General features: G+C 44.0%; 21 protein-coding genes. 16 read left to right on the forward strand and 5 right to left on the reverse strand.

From position 1 onward, the window contains the following. Nucleotides 1-345 precede the first annotated feature (345 nt). Nucleotides 346-636, reverse strand: a complete 291-nt coding sequence (locus AS29_RS13470; RefSeq protein ID WP_035407889.1) for a spore morphogenesis/germination protein YwcE — start codon at nucleotides 634-636, stop codon at nucleotides 346-348. A 212-nt stretch (nucleotides 637-848) separates the two neighbouring features. On the opposite strand from AS29_RS13470, the gene AS29_RS13475 reads away from it, so the two are divergent. Then, the gene (locus AS29_RS13475) at nucleotides 849-1,472 is read left to right on the forward strand and encodes a flavodoxin family protein (protein WP_035407891.1); all 624 of its coding nucleotides are present in this window, start codon (nucleotides 849-851) and stop codon (nucleotides 1,470-1,472) included. 93 nt (nucleotides 1,473-1,565) lie between these two features. On the opposite strand, the gene AS29_RS13480 is transcribed toward AS29_RS13475, so the two are convergent. Continuing rightward, nucleotides 1,566-2,078, reverse strand: coding sequence for a DinB family protein (locus tag AS29_RS13480; protein WP_035407894.1), 513 nt, complete (start codon nucleotides 2,076-2,078; stop codon nucleotides 1,566-1,568). 209 nt (nucleotides 2,079-2,287) lie between these two features. On the opposite strand from AS29_RS13480, the gene AS29_RS13485 reads away from it, so the two are divergent. From AS29_RS13485 to AS29_RS21425, 4 genes are all read left to right on the forward strand, one after another. Beyond that, a complete protein-coding gene (locus AS29_RS13485; protein ID WP_035407896.1) occupies nucleotides 2,288-3,499 on the forward strand; it encodes an MFS transporter in 1,212 nt (403 codons plus the stop codon). 171 nt (nucleotides 3,500-3,670) lie between these two features. After that, nucleotides 3,671-4,507: a YitT family protein gene (locus AS29_RS13490; protein ID WP_035408231.1), complete on the forward strand. Its 837-nt coding sequence runs from the start codon at nucleotides 3,671-3,673 to the stop codon at nucleotides 4,505-4,507. Nucleotides 4,508-4,695: 188 nt separating this feature from the next. Further along, nucleotides 4,696-5,442, forward strand: coding sequence for an oxygen-insensitive NADPH nitroreductase (nfsA, locus tag AS29_RS13495; RefSeq protein WP_035408233.1), 747 nt, complete (start codon nucleotides 4,696-4,698; stop codon nucleotides 5,440-5,442). Between the two features lie 1,432 nt (nucleotides 5,443-6,874). Then, on the forward strand, nucleotides 6,875-7,096 hold the full coding sequence (locus AS29_RS21425) for a hypothetical protein (RefSeq protein WP_156505952.1): 222 nt from the start codon (nucleotides 6,875-6,877) through the stop codon (nucleotides 7,094-7,096). A 19-nt stretch (nucleotides 7,097-7,115) separates the two neighbouring features. Here AS29_RS21425 and AS29_RS13510 read toward each other — a convergent pair whose 3' ends face one another. Continuing rightward, nucleotides 7,116-7,928 (reverse strand): bifunctional hydroxymethylpyrimidine kinase/phosphomethylpyrimidine kinase, encoded by an 813-nt coding sequence (locus tag AS29_RS13510; RefSeq protein WP_035407905.1) that lies wholly within the window; start codon nucleotides 7,926-7,928, stop codon nucleotides 7,116-7,118. Between the two features lie 164 nt (nucleotides 7,929-8,092). Between AS29_RS13510 and AS29_RS13515 the strand changes: the two genes are divergently transcribed. The 4 genes from AS29_RS13515 to AS29_RS13530 all read left to right on the forward strand — a co-directional run bounded on the left by AS29_RS13515 (nucleotide 8,093) and on the right by AS29_RS13530 (nucleotide 11,909). After that, a complete protein-coding gene (locus tag AS29_RS13515; protein WP_035408235.1) occupies nucleotides 8,093-8,674 on the forward strand; it encodes a TetR/AcrR family transcriptional regulator in 582 nt (193 codons plus the stop codon). Nucleotides 8,675-8,749: 75 nt separating this feature from the next. Then, complete coding sequence (locus AS29_RS13520) at nucleotides 8,750-9,685, forward strand: NAD(P)H-binding protein (protein ID WP_035407910.1); 936 nt, start codon at nucleotides 8,750-8,752, stop codon at nucleotides 9,683-9,685. A 301-nt stretch (nucleotides 9,686-9,986) separates the two neighbouring features. Next, a complete protein-coding gene (locus tag AS29_RS13525) occupies nucleotides 9,987-11,579 on the forward strand; it encodes a solute:sodium symporter family transporter (RefSeq protein ID WP_035407912.1) in 1,593 nt (530 codons plus the stop codon). A 96-nt stretch (nucleotides 11,580-11,675) separates the two neighbouring features. Then, a complete protein-coding gene (locus AS29_RS13530) occupies nucleotides 11,676-11,909 on the forward strand; it encodes a hypothetical protein (RefSeq protein ID WP_035407915.1) in 234 nt (77 codons plus the stop codon). Between the two features lie 2 nt (nucleotides 11,910-11,911). Here AS29_RS13530 and AS29_RS13535 read toward each other — a convergent pair whose 3' ends face one another. Beyond that, nucleotides 11,912-12,793: an AraC family transcriptional regulator gene (locus tag AS29_RS13535; protein WP_051860678.1), complete on the reverse strand. Its 882-nt coding sequence runs from the start codon at nucleotides 12,791-12,793 to the stop codon at nucleotides 11,912-11,914. 234 nt (nucleotides 12,794-13,027) lie between these two features. Between AS29_RS13535 and AS29_RS13540 the strand changes: the two genes are divergently transcribed. The 6 genes from AS29_RS13540 (at nucleotide 13,028) to AS29_RS13565 (ending at nucleotide 19,882) form a co-directional block, all read left to right on the forward strand. After that, nucleotides 13,028-14,200, forward strand: a complete 1,173-nt coding sequence (locus AS29_RS13540) for a galactokinase (protein ID WP_035407918.1) — start codon at nucleotides 13,028-13,030, stop codon at nucleotides 14,198-14,200. A 12-nt stretch (nucleotides 14,201-14,212) separates the two neighbouring features. Then, nucleotides 14,213-15,196 (forward strand): UDP-glucose 4-epimerase GalE, encoded by a 984-nt coding sequence (gene galE, locus AS29_RS13545; protein WP_035407921.1) that lies wholly within the window; start codon nucleotides 14,213-14,215, stop codon nucleotides 15,194-15,196. Between the two features lie 33 nt (nucleotides 15,197-15,229). After that, a complete protein-coding gene (gene galT / locus AS29_RS13550) occupies nucleotides 15,230-16,765 on the forward strand; it encodes a UDP-glucose--hexose-1-phosphate uridylyltransferase (protein WP_035407923.1) in 1,536 nt (511 codons plus the stop codon). A gap of 20 nt (nucleotides 16,766-16,785) precedes the next feature. Beyond that, nucleotides 16,786-18,780 (forward strand): beta-galactosidase, encoded by a 1,995-nt coding sequence (locus AS29_RS13555; protein WP_035407925.1) that lies wholly within the window; start codon nucleotides 16,786-16,788, stop codon nucleotides 18,778-18,780. Between the two features lie 135 nt (nucleotides 18,781-18,915). Further along, on the forward strand, nucleotides 18,916-19,173 hold the full coding sequence (locus tag AS29_RS13560) for a GlsB/YeaQ/YmgE family stress response membrane protein (protein WP_035407927.1): 258 nt from the start codon (nucleotides 18,916-18,918) through the stop codon (nucleotides 19,171-19,173). Nucleotides 19,174-19,612: 439 nt separating this feature from the next. Then, on the forward strand, nucleotides 19,613-19,882 hold the full coding sequence (locus AS29_RS13565) for a GlsB/YeaQ/YmgE family stress response membrane protein (RefSeq protein ID WP_035407930.1): 270 nt from the start codon (nucleotides 19,613-19,615) through the stop codon (nucleotides 19,880-19,882). An 81-nt stretch (nucleotides 19,883-19,963) separates the two neighbouring features. On the opposite strand, the gene AS29_RS13570 is transcribed toward AS29_RS13565, so the two are convergent. Then, nucleotides 19,964-20,287 (reverse strand): general stress protein, encoded by a 324-nt coding sequence (locus tag AS29_RS13570; RefSeq protein ID WP_035407932.1) that lies wholly within the window; start codon nucleotides 20,285-20,287, stop codon nucleotides 19,964-19,966. Between the two features lie 139 nt (nucleotides 20,288-20,426). Here AS29_RS13570 and AS29_RS13575 point away from each other — a divergent pair, with 139 nt between their 5' ends. Beyond that, a complete protein-coding gene (locus AS29_RS13575) occupies nucleotides 20,427-21,248 on the forward strand; it encodes a glycosyltransferase family 2 protein (protein ID WP_035407934.1) in 822 nt (273 codons plus the stop codon). Nucleotides 21,249-21,257: the final 9 nt, after the last annotated feature.

Below are 21,257 nucleotides of genomic sequence, written 5' to 3' on the forward strand. Positions count from 1 at the left end.
GCGGGCGATATCCTGACAAGAGTGTCCGATATCCATCCAGGGATGTCCGATAAAAGCGAGAACGTCCGATAAATGAGGCAAAGTGTCCGATATCCGGAGCGGAGCGGGCGATATCCTGACGAGAGTGTCCGATATCCATTCAAGAGTGTCCGATAAAAGCGAGAACGTCCGATAAATGAGGGGAAGTGTCCGATATCCGGAGCGGGCCGGGTGATATCCTGACAAGAATGTCTGATATCCACCCAAGAGTGTCCGATAAAAGCGCGAACGTCCAATCACAGAGTAGAAGTGAATCTGCAACAGCCTAAAACAAGAAAAAACCCTGCACCGCGTTCGATGCAAGGCCTATTCAATGATTGGTGATTTTGGAGCGTGTTTCTTCTCATGCTCACGCTTAATGATTGGGAAGGCATAAATCAGGAATGCTGCGATATGGGCAAATACGACATTGCCGACGAAGATCATATTGAGGACGTAGTGGTCGATGAAATTTAAGCTTCCGCTGAGATAGAGGAGAAAGTAAGCCCACATTCCAACAATAAATGGAATATGGATGATTGCTAATCTCTTTCGTTCAGGCCAGAGAAATAAAGGAGTTGCTGTCGCGATGAAAAGATAAACCACGAACACATCCATTTCACTTACCTCCTTGTCAAATTTGTTAACGCTTACATAACTTGACCAATTGTGACAGAGAAAAGAACAATTTGTGAACTTTCTGTTACAACTAGTATATCACAAAATTCTGATAATTAAAGAATTTTGTTTGAGAAAATTTGCCTATTTTTACGTTTAGCATTTCTCATTTGTGGAATTTTTAAACTATATACTTTGAGGAGGACAAAAAAATGACATTAAAAGCATTGGTATTGAACTGTTCCCTGAAAAAGGGTGATGAAGAATCAAATACGGAAGCGTTAGTTAAAAAGGTAACCGGCATTATGCAGCGTGAAGGAGTATTTACTGAGACAGTCAGGGTAGCTGATTATAACGTAGCTTTTGGAATCTCCGATGATATGGGCGGAGGAGATGAATGGCCGCAGATTTTTGAAAAAGTGAAAGAGGCGGACATTCTAATTATAGGCACCCCTCTTTGGATTGGGGAGAAGAGCAGCATTGCAGCCATGGTTATGGAGAGGCTGTATGGCGGAAGCAGCCTGACCAATGAAAAAGGACAATCCATCTATTACAACAAAGTCGGCGGAGTTGTTATAACTGGGAATGAGGATGGAGCAAAAGATGCGGCTAAATCCATTTTATACGGTCTTTCGCATATGGGACTTACCGTTCCTCCAAATGTTGATACATATTGGGTGGGAGAGGCTGGACCAGGACCTTCTTTTATTGAAGCGGAAGGATATAAAAATGAATTTACAAAACAGCATGTGCAAATGCTGGCATTTAACCTGATGCATTTCGCCAGAATGCTGAAAGAAAACCCCATCCCTGCTCAGGGTACGGTTATTCAATAAGGGTTGCTGGTATTTTGAGACGGTTACTTAATATAGCCATTTCACTGAAAAACGCTGTATTAGGTAACCAGGCCCGTAAAACGGAATACCTCATTATTTATGAGTCAGCATTTTCCTAATCAGCCTTATTTGACCTCTATGGTTGATTTCATCCTCAAATACGTGAAAACAGATGAAATAATTATTAGACGGGTGGTGATCCCATACTCTATTTTCGTAAAGCCAGTCATCATTTAAAGCAGCAAATTCGCTCATTGTTCTGTTTCTGACATCTTCAAGCTTGGAAATGTAGTATTCCAAATGATATCCTTTGATACTTTTTCTTCCTTCTGCTCCCAGACTGTACGGTGCACCCCATTCTGCCATCTCTTGCTCATTCGGGCTTCTTCCATCAAAAATCTCTATTTGGAACCCTTTTTCAACTGCTGCCATATGCAGCAGCAGGGCTCCGATACTATTCCCATCCTTGATTGGTAAAAAATCTAATTCGAAGGTTGTTAAACCGGTTACTGCTTCCAATGTTGTTTTTCTGGCATATTCCATTTGTGTGACAAGATGGCCTATTTGGGGAGTATATCCCTCTAATTTTTCTAGTTTAAATTCCATAAGATATGGCACCTCATTCGTTCAATTATGATGCTGCTCTTTTAGAATAGCTTCTTTCCTTGTCAAATAATAGTATTCTTTTCTTATCTGAAAGCAGCATGCTGGAACAGGGAAACTTTGAAGGGGAATATTCCGCTGCTATTCTTATTTCCTAAAATATCGGATTGTGACATAATAAAGAAGAATTTTGAAAAAGAAGGGTGTTACATATGAATGATCAAACAAAGCTTTCGAAACGGAAGCTTTTAGGAATAGCAGGAATGGGATGGATGTTTGATGCAATGGATGTTGGACTCCTCTCATTTATTATCGCCGCGCTTGCGGTGGAGTGGCAGCTGAAACCGGATCAAATGGCTTGGATCGGCTCGGTCAATTCAATCGGGATGGCAGTCGGTGCTCTCATTTTTGGTTTGATGGCGGACCGCATCGGCAGAAAAAACGTTTTTATTATCACTCTTCTGTTATTTTCAGTGGGAAGCGGGTTATCCGCGCTTGCCTGGGCGCTGCCGGTTTTTCTTGTTTTGCGATTTATCATAGGAATGGGTTTAGGCGGCGAGCTTCCGGTTGCCTCGACGCTTGTCTCAGAAAGTGTGAAACCGCATGAAAGAGGCCGCATTGTTGTACTTCTAGAAAGCTTTTGGGCGGGCGGATGGCTCCTTGCAGCCTTGATTGCCTTCTTTATCATTCCGCGCTTTGGCTGGCAGACAGCACTGGTCATCAGTGCACTTCCTGCATTTTATGCTCTATATTTACGATGGAATCTACCGGATTCCAAAGCGTTTAAGGCTGTTCAGGAAAAAGACCAGGAAACGATGCTGCAAAAAGTAGCAAAGGTATGGAGCGGGAAGTACAAAAAACGCACCGCTATGCTGTGGATTCTATGGTTTTCTGTGGTTTTTTCCTATTACGGAATGTTTCTATGGCTGCCAAGCGTCATGACCATGAAAGGATTCACCTTAATTAAAAGCTTTGAATATGTCCTTATTATGACTCTTGCTCAGCTCCCAGGTTACTTCAGTGCGGCCTGGCTGATTGAAAAAAAGGGCAGGAAATTTGTCCTGATTGTTTACCTGTCAGGTACTGCTCTGAGTGCCTATTTCTTTGGAAATGCAGAAACACCAGCGCTGCTTCTTGCGTCAGGAATGTTTCTTTCCTTCTTTAATCTAGGGGCATGGGGAGCGCTCTATGCATACACCCCTGAACAGTATCCAACTTCCATTCGGGGAACCGGATCAGGGATGGCGGCCTCGTTCGGAAGAATCGGTGGAATATTGGGACCGCTGCTTGTTGGATATCTGATTAAAATGAATGTTGAAATTGGAACAATCTTTACCATTTTCTGTTTCTCCATCATCATCGGTGTGCTTTCCGTTGCATTTTTGGGGAGAGAAACGAAACAAACGGAAATGGAAGAATTTTAATACCCTTCTGAGTGTTGATAATCGCCTTAGAGGGTGCTATAGTATTGGACAGACTTGAAGCCTGAGGTCTGAAGGAGGCAGGTCTGTTCAGTGATTCCGAAGACCGCTGCACGGAATAGATCTGTTCCGGACACCGGCCTTTTTTACGAAAATCTTCGAGGAGAGACAACTATGCTTACAAATATTAAAGAATACAGCTTGCTCATCATAGGATCTTTCTTTTTTGCCATTGGGGTTAATCTGTTTGCCATCCCAAATGAGCTGGGTGAAGGCGGCGTAACGGGAATTTCGATGCTTCTTTACTATGTGCTTCATTGGTCCCCTGGCATCACCAACTTCATTATGAACGGTATTTTGCTATCAGTGGGCTTTCGCTTACTGAGTAAGCGTGTAACCTATTATTCTATCATCTCAATTGTGTTCACTTCCGTTTTCCTGCATCTAACGGAAGGAATGGCAGCACCAGTTGAAGATGCCATTTTGGGAACTGTTTTTGCCGGCATTTTCATCGGTGTCGGTCTCGGACTCGTTCTTCGCGCAGGCGGTACAACCGGGGGCTCGGCTATTCTTGCGAGAATGACTCAAAAATATCTTGGCTGGAGTGTAAGCAGCTCGATGCTGCTGTTCGATATGATTGTGGTGCTAAGCTCTTATTTTGTCATAGATGCTGCTAATACCATGTATACCGTAATCTCTATCTACATTAGTACAAAAGTGCTCGATTATATTCTCGAAGGCTTCGATACAAGAAAAGCCGCTACTATTATTTCTGATCATGCGGATGAAGTCGCGAGCCGGGTTAATGAAGATATGGACCGGGGTGTCACGGTCATTTCTGCAAAAGGCAGCTATACGAATGAATCGCGCGATATTCTCTATATCGTCATTAATAAACAAGAGCTGTTTCAGCTGAAAAAAATTGTTCATAAAATTGATGACAAAGCGTTTGTCGTAATCCATGACGTTCGCGATGTATTCGGAGAAGGCTTTACCTTCCCGAAAACATAAAGAACCCCTTCGATCTCTGAAGGGGATTTTTTTTTCGGCTCAAATTCAATTGTTTGACGGAGGGCAATCAACTCCGCTACTCTTTAATCAGGAAATTCATGAGGATGCAGCTTTGTTATGGAAGAAAAGCTAAAAATATAAAACGATCTATAGCTCTAACCGACTTGCATGAGAAAGGATTGAATCAAATGAATACAACCATTGAAACCATCTTAAATCACCGCTCAATACGGAAATTTCAGGATCGTCCCCTAACGGACGAACAAATATCACTCCTTGTGAAAGCCGCGCAGGCTGCCTCTACATCCAGCAATATTCAAGCCTATTCGATCATCGGTGTGAAAAATCCCGAAACGAAGCAAAAGCTGGCTGAGCTTGCAGGAAACCAGTCATATGTTGCTCATAACGGTCACTTCTTTGTATTCTGTGCAGACCTGTACCGCCACGAAAAAGCAGGAGAAATGGAGAAACAGGAAGTTACCGAATCCATTGAAAGCACGGAAAAATTCATGGTAGCTATTATTGATGCCGCTCTCGCTGCCCAAAATACAGCAATCGCTGCAGAATCGATGGGACTTGGCATTTGCTATATCGGGGGATTAAGAAACAATCTTCCTGAAGTATCAAGTGTTCTTAAAACTCCTGAGCGGGTCATTCCGCTCTTTGGAATGACAATTGGCTATCCTGATCAAAACCCGGATGTTAAACCGCGGCTTCCATTTAACCATGTTTATTTTGAAGACCACTATGACACCGGAGAGCAATACGAAGAGCAGCTGAAAGAGTATAACGAAACCGTGTCTGCTTACTATAATGAACGTACAGACGGAAGGCGCTCTGATACATGGACCGGCCAAATGGCGCAAATGCTAGCGCACCCTCAAAGGATGTACATGAAAGAATTTGTGCAAAAGAAAGGCTTTAATAATAAATAAAGAACAAGCCCCCATTATAACCGGGGGCTTGTTCTTTATTTTCGTCTGGAGAACCACCAAAAAGGAAAAGCTGCCACCAGATACAAAAAGTATAAAATTGAAATCATCCATCCGGCAGGGGTTAAAATGAGAAGATCCACGACATCTTCAGCAGCCTGGCCTAGTGGATTCTTTTTACCTAAGAATACATATAACAAGGAAAACAAAAGTGAAAACAGGATAAAGCAGACTGCATAAGCAATGAGAAATAGTAAGAAAAGTTCTGGCATTGAAGCAGGTTCCCCCGAATTTTTCTATTGTTCTAGCCACTAGCATAGGAAAAAAATGAAAGTTCACAAAAGTTTTTACCCGTTCTTCCCCCATACATTCTCCACAGCCCTTTCCGATTCCTTGTTAATAACTGAAAACCTGTGAACAACTTGTGTATGACTAAAATACCAAGTGCAGATATAGTAGGGAACGCATGTACCCACACAAAATGTGGGTAACTTTTGTGGATATGTTGATAAGTTCTGTGGATAAAATGTTTGTAAAGGCATTTTCACCTGTGTATATCTAACAATTTACAAAATAATAACGAAAGCTTCATAAATTTGTGGATAACTAGGTGTTTTGTGAACTCGATGTTAATCATGGTAAAAAGGGTTATAGGAAACTTGAAAGGTGAGGTTACTGGGAAGAATGCCAGGCATCAGCCGGGAAAAAGATTCGCTATTCAGCAGCCGGGCTTTTTTATTCAGAATCACGGTAACCTCTTTATGCTCACAGACTTCATGAAGTTTTTAACTGTGTGCAGAAGAAAGGGACGCTTCCTTTTTACCTGCTCATGCTAATCGCTGCGTCTGCGAGATTGAGGTAACCCCTGGTAAATTTCCGGTCTCATGGGTAGAAGGAATACTCGTTTGATTGTATGTAGTATTTACTAGCTAAACGTTTGGCTGGACTTTATTTTGACAGGGGGAGATTGCGGATATTTAAATAAAGCTAAGACCAGGCGGTGCTTGCTCAATTATAGGACTGTACTGGATCGAGTTGGCTGCGGAAGGGGATCCAACAAAAAAAGGCGCTGCGATCTCTGTCGAATCCTCCCGAAAAGTCGATATCCGCCTTATTTTCGTCGATATATCGAAATAATCGTCGATATATTAAAATTTTCGCCGATATATTGAAATAATCGCCGATATATTTAAATTTCGGTCGATATCCGCTCAGAATAGCCGATATCTCATTAGCTGCCCCCCAACTGCGTACCGAAATAACCCAATTCATCCCGATTCTAGCACCAAATTTTCTTATCTGAGCTACGTTGACTAGCCATTGTAGCAGTTTCAAACCAATATATGTGACTTTCGATCATAAATCCGTCATATTAATCCCAGGCAGCACCGTAAAAAGACTCCAATCCCAGGCAAGAATGCCAGGCAAAACCGCAATGCCAGTTAAAACCGAAATGCCAGGCAAAACCGCAATGCCAGTTAAAACCGAAATCCCAGGCAAAACCGCAATGCCAGGCAAAAAGGAAATCTCAGGCAACACAGGGATAAAAAGCACAATGCCAGGCATCAACCGGAAAAAGCACAATGCCAAGCATCCCTATCCTCACCATAACTCACCCCACTACACATCCAAACAAAAAAACAGCCCATCCATCTAACCGGGCTGTTTTTCGTTATTTATTCTCCGTGCAGTCTCAAGCCTGCATGGTTGGTAGGTCCTACGTATTCATTCAGCGGGAAAGAATGCTTAATGGCTGCTGTAATGAATTTTTTTGCTTCATAAATGGCTTCTTTTACGTCCATGCCTTTAGCGAGGTTGGCAGTGATTGCCGATGAGTACGTGCATCCTGCGCCATGAGTGTAAGTCGTGTCGATTCGTTCGCTTTCCAGGACTTCAAAATCCGTTCCATCATAAAGCACGTCAACTGCTTTTTCATGGTCAAGCTTTCCGCCGCCTTTAACAAGGACAAAAGGAGCGCCTAATGCATGGATTTTTGCTGCAGCGTCTTTCATCTGTTCTACTGTTGTAATCGTTCCAATACCGCTTAGCTGTCCAGCTTCGAAAAGATTAGGCGTCACAACGGTAGCAGCCGGTGTCAAAATATCGCGCAGTGCTTCCGCAAGCTCAGGGTACAGAACTTCATCTGCTCCTTTGCACACCATAACGGGATCGACTACTACATTTTTTAAATCATGTTTCTTAATTGTGTCGGCTGCAAGGCGGATGATATCCACAGTCGGCAGCATGCCGGTTTTCATTGCATCCGCACCAATGCCTTCGACGATTGTAGAAAGCTGGGGCTTTATCACATCGAGCTCAACCGGGAAGACTTGATGGTGCCATTCGTTATGGGGATCCATCGCGACAATCACAGTTAAAGCAGACATTCCGTATACACCATGCTCCTGGAAGGTTTTCAGATCAGCTTGGATTCCTGCTCCGCCGCTGCTGTCCGAACCGGCAATGGTTAATGCTTTAGGCATATTCATATGTTGTACCTCCATCCAAATTAACCTTTTATCTATCTAGTTTATTATACCAATTGATCGGTCTGTTATAAAGATTCCTGCGTGAGGGAGAAAAGGGGTTGCTATTGGATGGAAAAAAAGGTAAATTAATAATTGAACAGTGGTTAATAAATCGGGGTGTAAAAGTGGCAGCAAGAAAAGCAGTTAAACAGGAACTAACTAGAGACATCATTATTGCTTCAGCCAGGGAACTCTTTGTAGAGGAAGGGTATCAGAATGTTTCCATGAGAAAAATTGCAGCCGAGCTCGGTTACAGCCATGGATCTATTTATTACCATTTCAAGAGCAAGGCCGAACTTTTTTATGCGATGGTGCGTGAGGACTTTCAATTACTAAATGAGGTGCTGGATGGGATCCTTGAGAAGAAACAGTCTTCCAATGAAGAGAAGCTGAGAAGCATATTATTCGGATACATTGAATTCGGACTGACTCATCAAAGTCATTATGAAGTGATGTTCCTCATAAAAGATGAGGAAGTGAAGAGCTACTTTGCGGAGGAGCCGAATTTAAGCTATGAAAAGTTTGCTCAATCCATATACAAGCTTTCTTCAGGCAGCGTCACGGTTTCGCAAATCTGGTCCATTTTCCTTTCGCTTCATGGATTTGTGACTCATTACAGCAAAACGGGCATGGAGTTTGAGGATTCAAGAGAGATGGCCGATCAACATGTGCAGTTTTTAATGAATTCATTAGTTCCGAAATCTTAGCTGCAGATTACTCTGCGGCCTGCTTTTTACTCATTATTGACCACTGGTTAAATAAAAACAAAAGGATGATATTTTATGAAACATGCAGCCGTTTTAGGAGCATCAGGAGGAATGGGATACGCCCTTGTTAACGAACTGATTGAGAATGGCTTCAAGGTCACAGCCTTTGCCAGGAATAAAGCCAAATTGGAGCGGCATTTTGGGGGGAAAGATGGAGTGGCGATTGAAACCGGTGATGCATATGCAGAAGGGGATATCCTTAAAGCCTGCAAAGGAGCAGATCTGATTTTTCATACAGTAAGTGTACCTTATCCAGATTGGACAGACGGACACCCAGCTATTATGAAGAATGCAATCAATGCGGCTAAAGCTGAATACGCTAAACTCATTATTATTGATAATATTTACGCCTATGGAATGCAGAATGGCAAAAAAGTAGAAGAAACAGCGCAAAAAAGTCCTCATACTAAAAAAGGGCAGATTCGCCTTTCTCTTGAAAAAATGGTTAAGGAATCAGGAGTCAGCTATATGATCCTTCATTTTCCGGATTACTATGGACCAAATGCTGAAAATACACTCCTTCATCAAACACTCAAACCGATTTCTTTAAATAAAAGAACCATTTTTATTGGGGAACTCAATAGGAAGAGAGAATACATTTACACGCCGGACGGTGCAAAGGCAGCCGTTGCATTGGCAATGAAGGAGGAAGCCTTCGGTCAGAACTGGAACATTCCGGGTGCAGGTGTGATTAGCGGGAAGGACTGGATGCAGCTATTCCAAAGGGAAGGCGGCTATACAAAATCAGTGATGAAGATAGGAAAAAGGACCATTTGGCTGATGGGGCTGTTTGATCGGAATATGAAGGAAATGAGAGAAATGATGTATTTATACGAAAACCCAGTCATCCTCTCAGGGGAAAAATATCAAAACTTTATCGGCCCCATTCCAGCTACATCATACGAAGCCGGAATCAGGAGGACACTCGTCTACATGAAACATAATAAATAAGCAGTATACCCGCTATCCAGAGTTGGATGGCTTTTTTTAGCAGAGCTTTGTCTGACAAGTTCGTCAGACAAAGCGGCCTTCCCGCAGCAGCATCAAACCCAGTATCCTCCGCTCAATAACTCCATGCAGCTTTTCCCCTCAAGCAAAAATGTCCTCTAAACGAGCAATTTTAGCCCGGTTGACGGAATGTGAAAGCGTTTATAAAATGGGAAGCACTGAAGATTATTCATAGTTTATTAATTTAATAAAGTGCGCACAAGTCATTTTGAAAGCGTTAACTACACATCTAGGAGCTGGTTGCATGAATGTATTGACAATATTTTCATTTATCTTTTTTACGGGTTTAGTGGCTGTCATTTCTTATTTCCTTACAAGAAATGAAAAACTGGATACCCAAGATGGTTATTTCCTTGGCGGCCGGAGCCTTGGGGCCTGGGTAATAGCCGGTTCTTTATTGCTGACAAATCTATCAACTGAGCAGCTAGTCGGGCTGAATGCAGACGGTTATAAGTTTAATATGTCAGTGATGGGCTGGGAGGTTGGATCCTCAATCGCGCTTGTCTTAGTAGCCTTTTTCTTGCTCCCGCGCTATTTAAAGGGAGGAATTACGACCATCCCGGATTTTCTTGAAAAACGGTTCGACAGCGGAACAAAACAGATTGTTACGCTCCTTTTCTTGTTTGGATATGTCCTTAATCTTCTTCCTCCCATCTTGTATTCAGGAGCGACAGCATTAAGCTCGATTTTTAATGTGCAGGAAGTGTTCGGTGTCAGCTATGAAACCTCAATCTGGATAATGGTTTGGGCGATTGGAATTATTGGATCGATTTATGCGATATTTGGCGGTTTGAAAGCGGTCGCAGTGTCCGATACGATAAATGGAATAGGGCTGCTCATTGGAGGACTTCTAATTCCGTTCCTTGGATTGACAATGCTTGGAGATGGTTCACCGATTGCGGGCTTCCAATCTATAGCTGAAAATACACCGGAAAAATTGAATTCAATCGGATCCAATACGGATCCTGTTCCTTTCAGTACGATGTTTACGGGAATGCTGCTTGTTAACCTTTTTTATTGGGGAACAGCACAGCATATTATTCAAAGGGCGCTTGCCGCCAAAAATCTGAAAGAGGGGCAAAAAGGGCTTGTCATTACAGCATTTCTGAAACTTTTGGGACCTGTCTTTCTAATCCTGCCGGGAATCATCGCTTATAATATCTTTGGTCCTGGACTGGAACCGATGGAGGCTTATCCGAAGCTTGTAAACCATGTACTTCCTACTCCTCTTGTCGGGTTCTTTGCAGCCGTATTGTTTGGAGCGATATTATCCTCCTTTAATTCTGCATTAAACTCATCGGTTACACTTTTTGCGTTAAACATTTACAAGCCTTTTATTCGCCCAAATGCAACGGATGCACAGGTTGTCAAAAACGGGAAAATTGTCGGTACGTTTCTTGCTATATTTGCCATGTGTGTGGCACCGCTGATCATGTTTGTTCCACAAGGGTTTTTCCAGTATCTCCAGATTGTAAACGGATTCTATAATGTGCCGATTCTGACCATTATCATTGTTGGATATGCAACGAAACGGGTGCCGGCCATTGCTGCGAAAATTTCGCTGGCGCTGTTCATTTCGGTTTATGCAATCACCCAGCTTGTTTGGGATACGGGAATTCATTTCCTTCACATTCTTGCTGTATTGTTTGTTCTGTGTGTCGGACTGATGCTCCTGATCGGAAAGATCTGGCCTAAGGACACGGTCTATGAGCTTGAAGATGAGAAGGTCGTGGATATGACGCCTTGGAAGCTCCTGTATCCAATGGGCTTTGCGGCGGTTGTTGCCATGATTACCGTCTATGTACTCTTCTCATCAGCCGGATTTGCAAATGGATAACGAGGAGTGCCGCCGGACATGGGTCCGGCGGTTTTTTTTTCGTCCTCTAAATCATGATATAATAGGCCACAAATGGATGAGAAGCAGGTGAGCGCGATGAAAATTCAAGCCTTATACGATGAAATTTATGAGCGTTTGGAGAAAGACCACGAGCAAGTGCTTTCCGCCCTTCGTCAAAGTGAATTGAACGAAGAAGAAGCGGAGAAAGCGGAACGGATGGAGCTTGCTCTTCAAACGGCCAAGGATATTTTTGAAAATATTATGACGCCTGGGACCAGCATGAAAATTGTCCACTCAAAGGGTTCGCTGACGATTGAAATTGATGCGTAAGTCTATTCCTGAATGAATTTATCCTGCTGCCACCCGGCTTTTTCTTTTCTGAGCTGTCCTGGGGATTTACCTGTAACTTTCCGGCACACCTTATTTAAATAATTTGCGTTCGTATAGCCTACTAGTACAGCAATTTCCTCAATTGTATATTTGGTGTGGGAAAGAAGCTCAAGCGCCTTTGCAATGCGGATATTCGTTAAATACTGAATCGGTGTGAGACCTGTATTTTTCTTAAAGATTCTTGTGAAATGGTAACGGGAGAGCCCGGAGGCATCCGCCATTTCATCAGGACCGATGGGATTGTGGTACGAATGTCTGGCAAACAGGACAGCACTGACTATGCTTTCAGGCCAGTCTTCCATTTCCCTGTCCATCGCAGATACATATTCGTAAAGCTCCATTATGAATTGATAAGCAAGACTTGAGCCTTTATAAGCGGACGTTATATTTTTGCTGTTGGCTTCATCATAGATCTGTTTAACAAGCTTGACTGGAACAGATTCAGGATGAAACCGGATGACCTGGTTCGTTTTTTCCTTAATGTGTTCGAAGCAGCGATCCGCTTCCTTGCCAAAAAGCGTTACATACATAAACTCCCACTTTTCGCTTGTTTCAGGCAAATAATAACGGTAATCACTCGGGCTTTTTACAATAAAAGCCTGACCGGGCTGAACACGATGCGTCCTGCCATCTATTTGAATTTCCCCATAGCCGGATAAGGTGACCTGAAAAATGACCTTGCCAAGATCCTTGCGCTCTGTACCGCTCCAGGAATAAATCGGAGATGACTGCAAGTCCCACCCGACTGACCAGAGCTGAGCAAGATGATTAATTGACTCCTCTTTAAAGCGGAAGGCGACCGCTCTGTACTGTGAATCTGACATAATAGATCCCCCTCCAAGCAAAAAAAGATTGTTTTATGGATTGAATGATTATGACGCAAAAGTCAAATATGCGTTGAAGCCATACGAAGCAACAGGATTCCCCGCAAGCAAAAAAATACCTTAAGTTCTTAACTATTTTACCATTGTCATCCCCTGTTCACACCTCTACAATGAAAGTAGATATTGAATACGTTTTCAATGAATAACTTTTATAGAATGTCAGGTGGGTGACGTATGCTTACACAGTTAATTAATCAATTTAATGAAGTATTCGGCAAAGGTACAGAACCAAGAATTTTCTTTGCTCCAGGAAGAGTGAATTTAATAGGTGAACATACGGATTATAACGGCGGCCATGTTTTTCCCTGTGCGCTTAATGTAGGGACGTATTGCTTGGTTAGAGAGAGAAGCGATCAGATGATGCGTCTCTATTCCAAGAACTTTGAAGATAAAGGCATGATTGAATTTCAGGCGGATGACCTCCTATACAAGGAAGAGCATGATTGGGCGAACTATCCGAAAGGAGTCCTGAAGGAGTTCAGCCTGAAGGGAATCCGGCTGATTCATGGACTGGATGTTCTGTTTTTCGGCAACATCCCGAATGGTGCAGGCCTTTCCTCCTCTGCTTCCATTGAACTTGCTTCTGCTGTCATGATAAACGAGCTGACAAGATCATCGATTGATCGATTAGAGCTTGTCAAAATGAGTCAGCATGCAGAAAATGAATTTATCGGAGTCAGCTGCGGCATTATGGACCAGTTCGCGATCGGAATGGGCAGAAAGGACTCGGCGGTTCTGCTAAACTGCCAGACTCTTGAATATCAGTACAGCCCGCTGGAACTTAAGGATTCTGTTCTCGTGATTTCCAATACAGGGAAACGAAGAACACTGGCAGATTCTAAATACAATGAGCGCCGGTCAGAGTGCGAGCGTGCGCTCAAAAATCTGCAAACCAAGCTTGATATCCATTCACTTGGAGACTTAACAGCAGAAGAATTTGAAGAAAATCAGCATCTCATTGAAAACGAAACAGACCGCAAAAGAGCAAAACATGCGGTGCTTGAAAACATTCGTACATTACAGGCAGTTAAGAAGCTCCATGCTGGCGATGAAGAGGGATTCGGACAATTAATGAATGATTCCCATTTGTCTTTGAGGGATGACTACGAAGTAACCGGGAAAGAACTCGATGCCATGGTCGAAATCGCATGGAAACTGCCGGGTGTAATCGGCTCCAGAATGACCGGAGCAGGATTCGGAGGCTGCACCGTCAGCATTGTTCAGAAATCAGCTGTCCAGACGTTTATCTCAGAGGCAGGCGCTGTCTATAAAAAAGAAACGGGGCTTACCCCAGAGTTCTATGTAGTTGAAGTTGGAGATGGAGCAAGAGAAATTATTCATATTTAAGGAGGAAGAGACATGTCGATTTTAGTTTGCGGCGGAGCGGGTTACATTGGAAGCCATGCAGTGTCAGAGCTGCTGGATCGCGGGGAAAAGGTGATCGTGGCAGACAGTCTGCAAAAAGGGCACATTGAAGCGGTTTTAGACGGTGCGAAGCTTTATACAGGCGATTTGAGAGATGAAGCGTTTTTAAGAAATCTTTTTGAAGAGAATGAAATTGAGGCAGTTATGCACTTTGCGGCGGACTCTTTAGTTGGAGAAAGCGTTGAGGACCCTTTGAAATATTACGATAACAATGTGTATGGAGCTTTGTCCCTTTTAAAGGTTATGAAGGAATTTGGCGTGAAAAAGATTGTTTTCTCTTCTACAGCAGCAGCTTACGGAGAGGCGAAAAATATTCCGATACAGGAAACCGAGCCGACGGAACCGACGAATCCGTATGGAGAAACGAAGCTTGCGATTGAAAAAATGCTGAAGTGGTCCGAGCAGGCTTACGGACTAAATTACATGGTTCTTCGCTACTTTAATGTTGCGGGTGCCCATATGGATGGAAAGCTTGGCGAAGACCATCAGCCGGAAACGCACCTCATTCCGATCATTCTTCAAGTAGCGCTTGGGCAGCGCGAGAAAATCATGATTTTCGGAGATGACTATGCTACACCGGACGGTACATGCATTAGAGACTACATTCATGTGACCGATCTTGCTGACGCTCATTTGCTCGCCCTTGATTCTTTAAGAAAACAGCCTGTGAGCGGTACGTATAATCTCGGAAATGGGAATGGTTTTTCCGTGAAGGAAGTCATCGATGTGGCTCGCGTGGTAACGGGCCATCCGATACCGGCAGAGGTTGCTCCAAGACGGGCTGGAGATCCAGCCAGACTTGTGGCGTCCTCTGAAAAAGCGATTCAGGAGCTTGGCTGGAAGCCGAAATATGCAGATCTGCACACCATCATTGAGAGTGCATGGAACTGGTTTTTAAAGAATCCAAAAGGCTACTAAAAATCTTCAGCTATTCAATAGGGAGGGAATGTCATGCCAAATCCAATTTATGCTCATCTGGAGGAACTGCTTCAATACGGAATCGAGAAAAAGCTCGTTTCAAAATGGGATGTGGATCTCGTCAGAAATAAGCTTTTCGAAGCACTTGATTTGAACGGGGAAAAAACAGCGGCTTACTTTGGTGAGGTGCCGGAAACCCCTGTGCCCATCCTTCATAAAATCCTTGACTGGGCAGCAGAAAACGGAAGGCTTGAAGCAGACTCTGTCACCTATCGGGATTTGTTGGATACGAAGCTGATGGGCTGCCTGACTCCTTCCCAGTCTGAAGTAATCCGCAGATACCGGGAAACGGCTGCCCGCGAAGGAATCGAAGCAGCTACAGATGCGTATTACCAGTTTTCACAGGATCTCCATTACATTCGTACAGACCGGATTGCGAAAAATCAGCATTGGTACTCGGATACTTCGTACGGGAAAATGGAAATCACCATTAATCTATCAAAGCCTGAAAAAGATCCAAAAGCGATTGCGGCCGCTAAAAATCTGGCGTTCAGCAGCTATCCTGAATGCTTGCTCTGCAAAGAAAATACCGGGTATGCGGGAAGACTGAATCATCCCGCCAGACAAAATCACCGGATTATTCCTGTGGCGCTCAATCGCGAGGAATGGTATTTGCAGTATTCTCCTTACGTTTACTATAACGAGCATTGCATCGTGCTATCGGGAGAGCACAAACCAATGCGCATTTCGAAAGAAACCTTTGTAAGGCTCCTGGATTTCACGGATGAATACCCTCATTATTTCCTAGGCTCAAACGCAGATCTTCCGATAGTCGGCGGATCGATCTTGAGTCATGACCATTTTCAGGGAGGCCGTCACGACTTTCCGATGGCGAAAGCGGAAGTGGAAAAGACGTTTACATTCTCAAGTTATCCAGGAATAAAAGCGGGAATCGTCAAATGGCCGATGTCTGTACTGAGACTGCAGGGGACGGATAAAGAGGAGCTTGTCCGGGCTGCGGAATATTTACTCAACGAGTGGAAGGGCTATTCCGATCCGGATGCTGACGTCATTGCTGCAACGGGGGATGACCCGCATAATACGATTACACCGATCGCACGGCGAAGGGGAGGACTGTTTGAGCTTGATCTTGTTCTCCGCAACAACCGGACGAGTGACGAGCATCCAATGGGAATCTTCCACCCGCATCAGGAGGTTCATCATATTAAGAAAGAAAACATCGGACTGATTGAGGTGATGGGACTGGCTGTTCTGCCGGGCAGGCTGACGGAGGAAATGCAGAAGCTGGCTGAGCTGCTGCCAACTGAACTCGCAGCAGAGCAAATCGCTCAGCATCCGGAACTCAACCAGCACCTTGAATGGGCTCTGGAAATAAAGGAGCGCTGCAGCGTGACAAGCGATAACAGCTATGAGGTTCTGCAGGAGGAATTAGGCAGAGTTTTCGCTATCATCCTCGAGCACGCGGGTGTTTTCAAGCGGAATGAAAAAGGAATGGCTGCATTCACAGCCTTTATTGAAAAAGCGGGGGGAGTTCCCGTCTTACTATAAGCAGACTGGAGTGTTGGAGCATGTATATCGGAGTGGATTACTACCCTGAGCAGTGGCCAGAATCAAGATGGCCTGAGGATGTTACGCTCATGAAGGAGCTTGGCGTCAACGTCGTAAGAATCGCGGAATTTGGCTGGCAGCTGATGGAGCCTGAGGAAGGACACTACGATTTTTCTCTTTATGACAGGGCAATTAAACTGCTGACTGAAAGCGGAATTAAGGTGGTGCTCGGTACGCCGACTGCGACACCGCCGGCATGGCTCATCCAAAAGCACCCCGAAATTTTGCCGACAGATGAGAACGGGGTTCAAATCTCCTTTGGGGCAAGAAGACATTATACGGTGAACAGCCGGATTTTCCGTGAATACACAAAGAAGATTGTGACTGAGATGGCAAAGCACTACGGGCAGCATCCGGATGTAATCGGCTGGCAGACCGACAACGAATACGGACATGAAAAATCGGACCGCAGCTATGGAGAGGAAGACCGTCAAGCCTTCCAGGCGTGGCTTGAGAAAAAATACGGAACGCTCGATGAGCTGAACGAAAACTGGGGCACTGTTTTCTGGAGTCAAACGTACACAGACTGGTCTCAAATTCCGGTTCCGCGCAAGGTTCTCCAGGAACATAATCCAAGCCTGCTGCTGGATTTTGACCGCTTTTGCGCCGATGCATACACAAGCTACAACAAGCTTCAAACTGATTGTTTACGGGAAAATATCCGTGACGATCAGTTTTTAACCCATAACTTCGTGTATACGGATCAAGCGATTAATCAATGGGATATGGCTGAGGATTTGGATTATGTTTCGTACGACAACTACCCTGTTTGGGGCGGACTCGCAGAACCGGTGTCTCCGTCAGCCATTGCCCATCAGCACGACCTGTGCCGGGGAACGAAAAACGGAAAAGGCTACTGGGTAATGGAAGAACTGTCCGGTGCACAGGGCTGGAGTAAAATCGGCTACCTACCGAGACCTGGCCATATTAAGCTATGGACCTACCAGGCAATCTCAAGAGGAGCAGAAGCGATTGTTTATTTCAGGTGGCGCGCAGCCCATTTTGGAACAGAGGAATTTTGCCACGGAATTCTCGATCATGATGGCATTCCTAAACGAAAATACAACGAAGTAAAGGAAGTAATCGACTCCCTGAAGGAACATGGCGACGACTGGATCGCTTCAAAATATGAAGCGCAGGCAGCGGTTTACTATGATACAGAAAATGCCTGGGCGTGGAACATTCAGCCGCAGAGCAGCGCGTTCTCCCACCGGCAGGAGCTGCTGAGGCATTATACGCCTGCACACAAGCTCAACGTAGCGACCGATGCGGTAAACAGCCGCAGCAGTCTTGAAGGATACAAGGTTGTATTTGTCCCAATCTATTTCCTTGAGAATCCGATTTTCACTGAAAAATTGAAGCGTTATGCAGAAAACGGAGGAACTGTCGTATTCAGCTACCGTTCAGGTGTAAAAAAACCGAACAATTTCGTTACAGGCCAAACCCTGCCTGGAGAGCTGACGGAAATGACCGGGATTACGATTAACGAATATGAATCCCTGCAAACCGGCCAGCAAAATAAGGTGAATGGGGTAAAAGGAAGTCTTAGCGGATTAGAGTCCGCTGCGACGGTATGGTGTGACCTGATTGATCCGGTGACAGCAGAAGTGCTGGCCGAATATGATGATTGCTTCTATAAAGGTACAGCTGCTGTGACGAAAAACAAGTACGGAAAAGGAACGGTCTATTATATCGGTACCGCCCTTGAAGAAACCATGCTGACAGCCCTTTACAAAGAAATTTTCCAAGAGGCTGGAGCAGAAATAATCGAAACGCAAAATGGAGTGGAAGTGGTTCGCCGCGAAAAATTCCTGAGTGCCATGAACCACTCCGTTGATCGTCCGGCAGAAATCGACCTTCCGGAAGGAAAATATATCAATTGTGCAACGAATCAAAAAATAAAAGGCGCGTTAAAACTGGGACCGCTTGCGTCTATATTGCTAAAAAAAGAATAAAAAAGAGCCGCTTCTGCAGCAGGAGCGGCTCTTTTTCATATGGGCAGTATAGCCTGTTTATTATATAAACCGAATGAACAAGGATTATACGGAGTAAGAATAAAGAGTAAGAGAATCTGGAGGTGTGAACAAATTATGAACCTCATCGTATCTATATTAGTGGCATTAGTGATTGGCTGGATTGGTGACTTGCTTGTTAAAAACACCATGCCCGGCGGCATCATCGGTTCCATCATCGCCGGCTTTGCTGGCGCATGGCTCGGCAGTGCTCTGCTGGGGAGGTGGGGCCCGGAAATTGCTGGATTTTACATTATTCCGGCAATCATTGGAGCAGCGATTGTTGTATTCCTGACTGGTTTAATCATTAGAGCAACCAGAAGAGGACCATTGTAAACGAGCTGAATATGCAAGCTGATAGACTAATCCAGAGGGTTGGTCTTTTTTTTATGAATTTATTGATGAAGCGTTTCTAAAAAGGAAGTGAATTTAGTGAGTCGTAGACCCCCAGTTACATCATCCTTTTCTATAAACTCTTCCCCGGTATGAAAAAAAGCGGACTTCGCAATTGTTCTTTTTATTACTAGCTATGTTATAGCATGATGGTGATTCTTTAACACCTGTTGATTGCCTGCTGGCTGCAATCAACAGCCAAGGTGAATAGAGCTTTATTATTCAAGTCCTTTTTTGAATCTTTCAAACTACTTAAAGGTAATATAAGGAATGTGAATGAGGTATTTAGAACCATTTATGCGAAGTTCAAGGAATAATAGGTTTTAAAGTAATATTTTAAAGGAATGTATAGAGTAATAAAACCTAAAGGAGTGTCAATCTTATGAACTTTATCGTATCAATCATTGTAGCATTAGTAATCGGGTGGATCGGAGACCTTCTAGTGAAAGGCTCTATGCCTGGAGGAATTATCGGTTCAATTATCGCTGGTTTTGCAGGCGCTTGGTTAGGTCACGGTCTATTTGGAACATGGGGTCCTGATATTGCAGGATTTGCAATCATTCCTGCCATTATTGGTGCAGCCATCGTTGTATTCATCGTACAGCTCGTTATGAGAAAGATGGGCGGTTCAAGAAGAGCTCACAATCATTAATAGAAGGATTTTGCATAGCAGGAATTCTAATTGGAAGACTAACCCAGTAAAGGGTTAGTCTTCTTTTGTATGCAAAATAAATTAGTTCTTTTCCTTCGCAAGGATCACAATTCGTCCGTTTGCAAGCTCTTCCTCAAATTTTAAAGCTTCATTTTGGCTCACACCGAGAGCAGCCATTTTAGAGGTCAATTCCTCTGTTCTTGATCGGAATGCATTCGCCATTGTATTGAATAAGCCCTTATCGAGTGTCTTCATTTTGCTCGTATTTGTGTTTTCTGTCAGGTGCTTTGACCGATCTTCATCCTGAGCGAATAAAAAAATGGAATTTTTGCTGATGCCTTGTTCTTCCAGGTTCTTCACTTTCTCAATGGCCTGAACACCGTTTTCCACAACAAATAATTTCATGCTTATTTCCTCCCCAAGACTTTGTAATATCAACCTTTACCCGATTAAGCAGCTGCAAAAACTAACCGGCTGAAAGGTGATATCAAGCGCAATATATGATTTAATAAAAACATAAGAATCGTAAGTGAGGGATCGCTAAATGAAAATTTCTGTCGTTGTGACCACCTATAACCGTTTATGGGCGCTTGCCGAGTTAATGGAATGCCTATTGCGGCAGACTCTGAAGCCGCACGAAATTATTATTGTGAACGATGCAGGTGAACGAGTGGACAGGCTGAAGGAAATGTATCCTGAACTTCCCATTCATATTCAGCATCTGACGGAAAATGGAGGACATGTTACAGCGAGAAATCTGGGCGTGAGGCAGGCGACAGGAGACGCCATTATGCTGTGCGACGATGATGATTTGCTGATGCCTTCCCATCTGGAGAGAATGTCGCGCTCGCTGGATAAGGCCGACCTTGTGTATTCGGACGCCGAAATCGTCCGCTTTAAATGGCAGCGGTTTATCCGATTCCCTCAGGAGAGGAGACTGTTCGCCTATCAGTATGATCCGCAGAATATGAAGAGGTTCTCCACTTACGTACCGTCCGGAAGTCTGTATAAAAGAAAGCTTCATGAGGAAGTGGGCTACTTTGATTTGGATGTCCATAACTATTGGGATTGGGATTTCATTCTCAGAGTCATGAAGAAACATGTTGTAAAACGGGTTCCTGTTGCCGGAGTCATTTATTCCTTTGATGGCGAGGGAGATAATCAATCGGCCCAGCTGGACTCGGTAAGAGAAGGATTTTTAAATATCTTTGCAGACAAGCACAATCTGGGAGAACTCGAGGTTAAGAACTTTTCCACTCTTCTTGAAGAACCGGAAATTAAAAGTCTGGAATCCTCGAGCGAGATTATTTGGGATGGTATGCCGATCGTCTCCAGGCTCGCCCAGGAGAATTCATTAGCCAAATAGCAAGTCGGG

Source organism: Bacillus sp. SJS (assembly GCF_000732485.2).
GTDB classification, from domain to species: Bacteria; Bacillota; Bacilli; order Bacillales; family Bacillaceae; genus Metabacillus_B; species Metabacillus_B sediminis.